Origin of the sequence: Novipirellula sp. (assembly GCF_041583735.1) — a bacterium.
Classification (GTDB): domain Bacteria; phylum Planctomycetota; class Planctomycetia; order Pirellulales; family Pirellulaceae; genus Novipirellula.
This window is the reverse complement of sequence record NZ_JBFHFD010000583.1, coordinates 1-5,574: the sequence shown is the minus strand read 5'-3', so window position 1 is coordinate 5,574 and position 5,574 is coordinate 1. Positions and strand designations below refer to the sequence as shown.

Annotated in this window: 4 protein-coding genes and 1 pseudogene; 3 read left to right on the top strand and 2 right to left on the bottom strand. The window is 55.6% G+C overall.

Annotated elements, in window-relative coordinates; genetic code table 11:
• Positions 1 to 186: hypothetical protein (locus tag ABX962_RS28815; RefSeq protein WP_372724659.1), on the bottom strand; the 186-nt coding region annotated here is incomplete at its 3' end.
• Positions 183 to 1,670, bottom strand: coding sequence for a MotA/TolQ/ExbB proton channel family protein (locus tag ABX962_RS28810; RefSeq protein WP_372724657.1), 1,488 nt, complete (start codon positions 1,668 to 1,670; stop codon positions 183 to 185). The genes ABX962_RS28810 and ABX962_RS28815, both read right to left, overlap by 4 nt.
• Before the next feature lie 456 nt (positions 1,671 to 2,126).
• Between ABX962_RS28810 and ABX962_RS28805 the strand changes: the two genes are divergently transcribed.
• From ABX962_RS28805 to ABX962_RS28795, 3 genes and pseudogenes are all read left to right on the top strand, one after another.
• Positions 2,127 to 2,663: a hypothetical protein gene (locus tag ABX962_RS28805; RefSeq protein ID WP_372724655.1), complete on the top strand. Its 537-nt coding sequence runs from the start codon at positions 2,127 to 2,129 to the stop codon at positions 2,661 to 2,663.
• A 146-nt stretch (positions 2,664 to 2,809) separates the two neighbouring features.
• The gene (locus ABX962_RS28800) at positions 2,810 to 4,621 is read left to right on the top strand and encodes a helix-turn-helix domain-containing protein (RefSeq protein WP_372724653.1); all 1,812 of its coding nucleotides are present in this window, start codon (positions 2,810 to 2,812) and stop codon (positions 4,619 to 4,621) included.
• A 504-nt stretch (positions 4,622 to 5,125) separates the two neighbouring features.
• A pseudogene (locus ABX962_RS28795) lies at positions 5,126 to 5,574 on the top strand (hypothetical protein); the annotation flags it as partial.

The following is a 5,574-nucleotide window of genomic DNA, read 5'->3' as shown; positions in this document are numbered from 1 at the left end:
TTCCGATTCTGCTTGTGCCACGTTCGCTTGGGTCTTGGCCTCTTCCTCGACTTGCCGCTTTACTTTTTGCGTTGAATCTTGAGCTACCAGAGCCAAAAACAGAATCAACGTCCCAAGGGTACAAACAAGAACAGCGAGAAAGGGGAACAAGGTCGGCGAAAGTTGTTGGCGACCTCGCCCACTCATGCTGCACGCCTTACTTTATTCGAATCACGAAGCGGTTTTCCATCGCGATGAGCCTGATCAATTCGTTGCTCAACGCTGCTGTTGGCAACCGGCAAGCTGGTGTTGGCAACCGGCAACAAACCACTCGACAAACCACTCGATGGCGATGGCAACCGCGTGGTCAACACATCCACAGCACGCGCGAGGACACGCATCGCGTCGGCCATCCCATCGCCCGCAGAGGCCTGGATGCTGCGATCGATCGCGGAATTGGTCTCGTTCAATTGTTGCAAACTCGCATCAATCGATTGTTGCATCGTGGCAACCGCTGCGGCGCGTTGGTTCAACTCGGCGAGCGATTCGTATTGGTTTTGCAGCGAGTCCTGGTGAACCGTCATCAACTTCGTTTGATGCGACGTGGCGTCCAACCACATTTGCCATTGTTGTTCCCAACGATCGCTGGCCAAACGCGCCGAATCATCCAATACGCTGGCGTGCTCTTGCAGTGCCGGACGAAGTGTCTTGTCAAAGGCTTCGGCGATCTTATTGGAATCGCTTTCATGGACGCTCTTCCAATGATCTTTGGCCTCGTCGATCGTTTGCCGCCACAGATTGGATTGACACTCGATTGAGGTCGCGATGGCGATGCGAATGCCTTCGCAAAGATCGGCAATCATCGCGACTTGGTCGTCCGCCGCCTCATCGCTTGGCAAGGAATCCGAGACCAAATGTCCAACGCGAGCATCGATCACCGACAACAAACGTTGTTCGCTGCGTTCGATTGGAAATTGCAAAAAGATAGCAACAACCGATAACACCAACCCAAGTGCGGTGGTGTCAAAGGCGACATACAAGCCGCTTTTGAGTCGATCGACGGCAGCGGTCCCATCAGAAAAATCGAGCCCGCCAAGCGTTTGAGTAATCCCGATCACCGTGCCCAAGAATCCCAGCATGGGAATTGCCCAGACGATAATCCGCACCAAGCCAAACGAGTCGTACGCGGCGTCGGCATCACGACCGGAAAGTTCACGCAAGTCATCCGAAAGGTTCTTGGTACTGCCACGTTGACTTTGACGCGTCAGCAATTCTTCTAGCCGCCGCAGTAACAGGCTGGATCGCGTGCGAGCGGGCAATTCACGCAGCTGCGTCAACCAATGGCCGGCGACATGTCCAGCGTCATGTTTTTTTCGCCATCGCTGAGCCAGCGTCTTGTCTTGGCTTGCGGGCGATAGGTCTTCGTCACGGATTGCCGCAAGCATGTTCCACTGGACGCTGGTCTGGCATAATTTGCCAAGCAGCACTGCCGCCGCGATACAAAACAGTACGGTGGCAGCGACGGCGACCGGATGCCCGAGAAAATAACGTTCCAGCGGTGCCCAGCCACTGCCATAGACGCCGGCGTACAGCACGGCAGAAAACACAATTCCAAGCGCCCCCCAGGACATGCCGTTAGAGGACACCGGTTTAGGTGAATGCTGGGATGCGTCGTTTTGCTTGCGGTTCACGACTCGAGCCTCGATGGTTGAGTTCAACTTGCCTGGAGCGATTCAGCGATATCGCCGAGCCGAAAAAAGCTCGACGACACGAGTGCGCGCACGTATGCGGTACTCATTACAAAAGGATCGACCGTTTCGACCATGCCACTTCACCCAATCGATAGATTTTGCCACCGGCGATCAGCCAAAGTGAGCATCTGGCTTAGAAAGCCGCATTATTTACGAGGCCGCCGAGCCATCACCGTCCTTAACCCGACGCGTCCGTTTTGAAGTTCCGCATTTGTATTTAGGGGCAAAGCCCCGAAGAACGTCTAAACACGCAACTTCAAAACGGACGCGTCGGGTTGCGATTTGCCGAAGCCGGACGCTCTGTAACGGCCGCCGGCCACGGTCGGACTACAATCTGCCGCAGCAAAGTACTAGGATGACCGCGGCCCGAAACCGTCTCGTGGCTACCCAAAAGCAATGAAACCATCATCAAAACATCAGGCGAGGAAGATGCCCAACCGCCCCACGATTGCCGCGATCCGCTATCGAAGTGTTTTTTTTCAGCGACTTCGAGCCAGCTTGCCTGTCAGGACACTTTTGTTCAGTGGCGTGGTGATTGCTGCAACGTCATACGTCTTCAGCCAACCACCGACAACATACCCCCCGACGGAAACCTTGCCCACTTCGCCGGAAACGGGAGAATTGGAGGAGCAAACCATCTCGGGGGGGCAAGCCGACAAGGTATTGGGGGTGGTCAGCCAAGCCAACGCTCGCCCCTATCAGGTGGGTGCGGCAGGCGACATGATCGGTTTTTCCCATTCTGACGGCTCGGGAAGTCAGACAATTACGCTAATCGATACCGGAAAATCGTGGATGGCTGTGTATCATATTGATAGATCGGGAACGATTCGGCTGGTCAGCAGTCGCCCGATTGACGCGGATTTTTCGCTTCAGCTCAATGCCACATCGCCCTTACCCGAAGAAATTCGCCAAATGAATAAGGGTAAAAAGTAGCAAATTAGGTAATTTGAGGCACAATAGGCGTCTAGTCGTAACCCACAATTCAACAGTTTCCGACCGGTCTGCAACGATTCAGGCCGCTTGTCCCTATTCGCCATCCTGAATTTCGCATTGCGATTTACCGGAGCCAAAGAACACCCATGGCCGATTATCTCTCTCTTGAAGACGCCGCAAAGAAGCTAGGCATTCCTACCGACCGCTTGGTCGAGCTTCGTAGTCAAGGTGAAGTCCGAGGATTCCGCGACGGAGCGAGCTGGAAATTCCCAGAAAACGAAATCAGTCGGCTTGCCGATGAATTGGCCGACATGGATGCGGGCGACCTGCTTGGCGGCTCGGGCGACCTGGTCAGCGACATGGATCTCGGGTCGGGTCTCTCACTTAGCAGCGGCACAAACATCATTGGCGGCGACGACGCCGATGCAGGTGACGGCAGCGGTAGCGACGTCGAACTCGGCATCGAACCTTCCACCAGTGGTGCCGGTAGCGATGTGAACTTGATCACCAGCGGAAGTGACGTGGGCAGCGATGTCGCTTTGGTGGCCAGCGACAGCGACGATCTGCTGGGCGATCTTGCCGATATCAGCCCAGACGATGGCGATCTGGAAGTCAAAAAGGAGATGCTCGAGATTGACTCGGGCGAATTGAGTCTTGCCGAACCTGCGATCACCCACGACTCAGCACAAATTGATCTGTCGATTGAACCCAACGCGGGCAGCACGGGCCCGGTCACCGACGCCGAGCTCAAAGAACTATTGGATTCCGAACCGACCAACGTGTTGGCGTCCGAATCAGGCATCAATCTTGGCAGTGACATTGTCGGCAGCGGAATCGACGACGGCAGCGATCTGAGCTTTGCTCCGATTAGCGAAGAGGACAGTGACGACATTGTCATTGGCATCGACGACAGCGAACTCAATATCCTCGAGGACGATGTGGCCTCGACTTCCAAAGGCGGCTCGGAACTAAAATCCTCGGGGATGAGTAGCTTGGAATTGATGGACGAACTCGATTCCCCCGTCGCAGGCGGCAGGGCATCATCGATGGGTCTCAGTGGCGATGTTTTGAGTGAGCTTGATTTGCTCGGTGCCGAACAGGGTGGCAGCGGATTGATCTCGGGCGACAGCGAGAACCTGCTCGCTTCCTCAGGATTGGGCAGCAGTCTCGGGCTCGGCGCTCTCAGCTCCGGTGCTGTGATCCCTGGCGGTGATGACGCTCTTTCGCTTGACGATGACGATGACTTGCTGATTGCCGACGACGACGATGATTTGGTGATCGATAGCGCCGAACACGATTTGTCCGTTGCGGGTGACAGCGGCATCAATTTGATGAGCCCATCGGACAGTGGACTGTCACTGGAAAGTGAACCACTTGATTTGGCGGGCAGCAGCGTTTCCGCCTTAGACCTGGGCGGCGAAATTTCACACGGCAGCGGGATCGGCAGCAGTGCCTCGGGTGTCGGCGGTGACGGATCGATGGTCGATTTCCAAGCCGACGAAGAATTCCAGTTGTCGCCATCGGGCATCGGATTGGAGTCCGAGATCGATAGTGATTCTCAGGTCATCGAAGTCGAAGATTCCGAGTTGATCGGCGAGCCAGTGGAATTGGGCGGCGATGCGTTTGGTGACGCCGATGCATTTGGCGGTGACGCCTTTGATGCCGAAGCGGCTCCGGTCGAAGAAGGATTTGTCGAAGAGGAAGAAATGGTTGCCGAAGGTGTCGGAATCGCCTCGACGTCGACACGCACCAAAACCGCCAGCGGGCCATCCGCAGTTAGCACTTACGAAGTTCCCTTCACTCTGCTGCAGTGCTTGACACTTGTGATGATCATCGGTGTGCTGAGTCTGGGGGGAATGTTGATGACCGATTTGCTTCGCAACATGTGGACTTATAGCGAGCCATCCGCCCCCGTCAGCTCGTTGACCGATTCGCTGATCAGCTTGATGGGCTGGTAGACGCCGCAAAGGGGCCGATCGCGGTCCTTGCCAACTTTTGCTGCCGTGACACGCTGTCGCAGGCAAATCAAGATTTCACCTGCATCGAGACGAGGTTCTTGATGCTTTCGATGCCGACGCTTTCGCTCCTCGGTTGGCCCTCGATGCCGTGTTTCGTGGCGAATCACGATAATGGCACGCAGCAATCGTGGTGAGGTTTATTGCCAGACCACTATCTTGGCATACCACTGGGATGCTCGGATCGAACCGGTATCGGTGAGAAATTTCGCTGCCCCTGGAACCCCCAGCACGTTAGAATCGTGGGTACGAAACAATCGCCTACGGGGTTTCTAAATCAGTGGGGGCACCTTACCTTCATGGGTTCGTACCTAAGCGGGCTGGAACTGCAAAAAGCAGCGATCCCCGTTTCGCCCCACCCCTATAGCCAGCTCCAGGATTCTGATGGCCGACATGTTGCGGACCTTACGCTTTTTCGCCCCCCGATACTTCGCGATCTCCTGCGTCATGCTAGTGCTAGCAGCCGCGTCCGGTTGTCAGAAAACCGATCCGATTGTGACCTACTCGATTCCGACTGAAATGCCAGAACAGCTTCGTACTGGCAACGACCGGATGCTAGCTGCGATGGTTCCCAAAGGCAATCAAACGTGGTTCTTTAAGATCACCGCAGCCCCCGAGAAAGCGGTCGCGGTGGTGGAGGATGATTTCCGCAAGTTTGTCGAGTCGATCCAATTCGAGGACGACAAACCGGTGCTTGACGAATTGCCCGAGGGTTGGCAACTCGGGGGATCCAAACCGATGCGATTTGCCTCGATCGACGTCAACACGCCCGACAAGCAGCTCGATATCAGTGTGTCGTCGCTGCCGAAACAATCCGATTGGGACGCCGAAGTGGCGATGAACGTCAATCGTTGGCGAGGCCAAGTCGGTTTGGCCGCATCGACTGAAAAATGGGC

Bases quoted from the DNA above. Each gene is read 5' to 3' on its own strand.
- ABX962_RS28805 (WP_372724655.1), top strand. From the start codon at position 2,127: ATGAAACCATCATCAAAACATCAGGCGAGGAAGATGCCCAACCGCCCC.
- ABX962_RS28800 (WP_372724653.1), top strand. From the start codon at position 2,810: ATGGCCGATTATCTCTCTCTTGAAGACGCCGCAAAGAAGCTAGGCATT.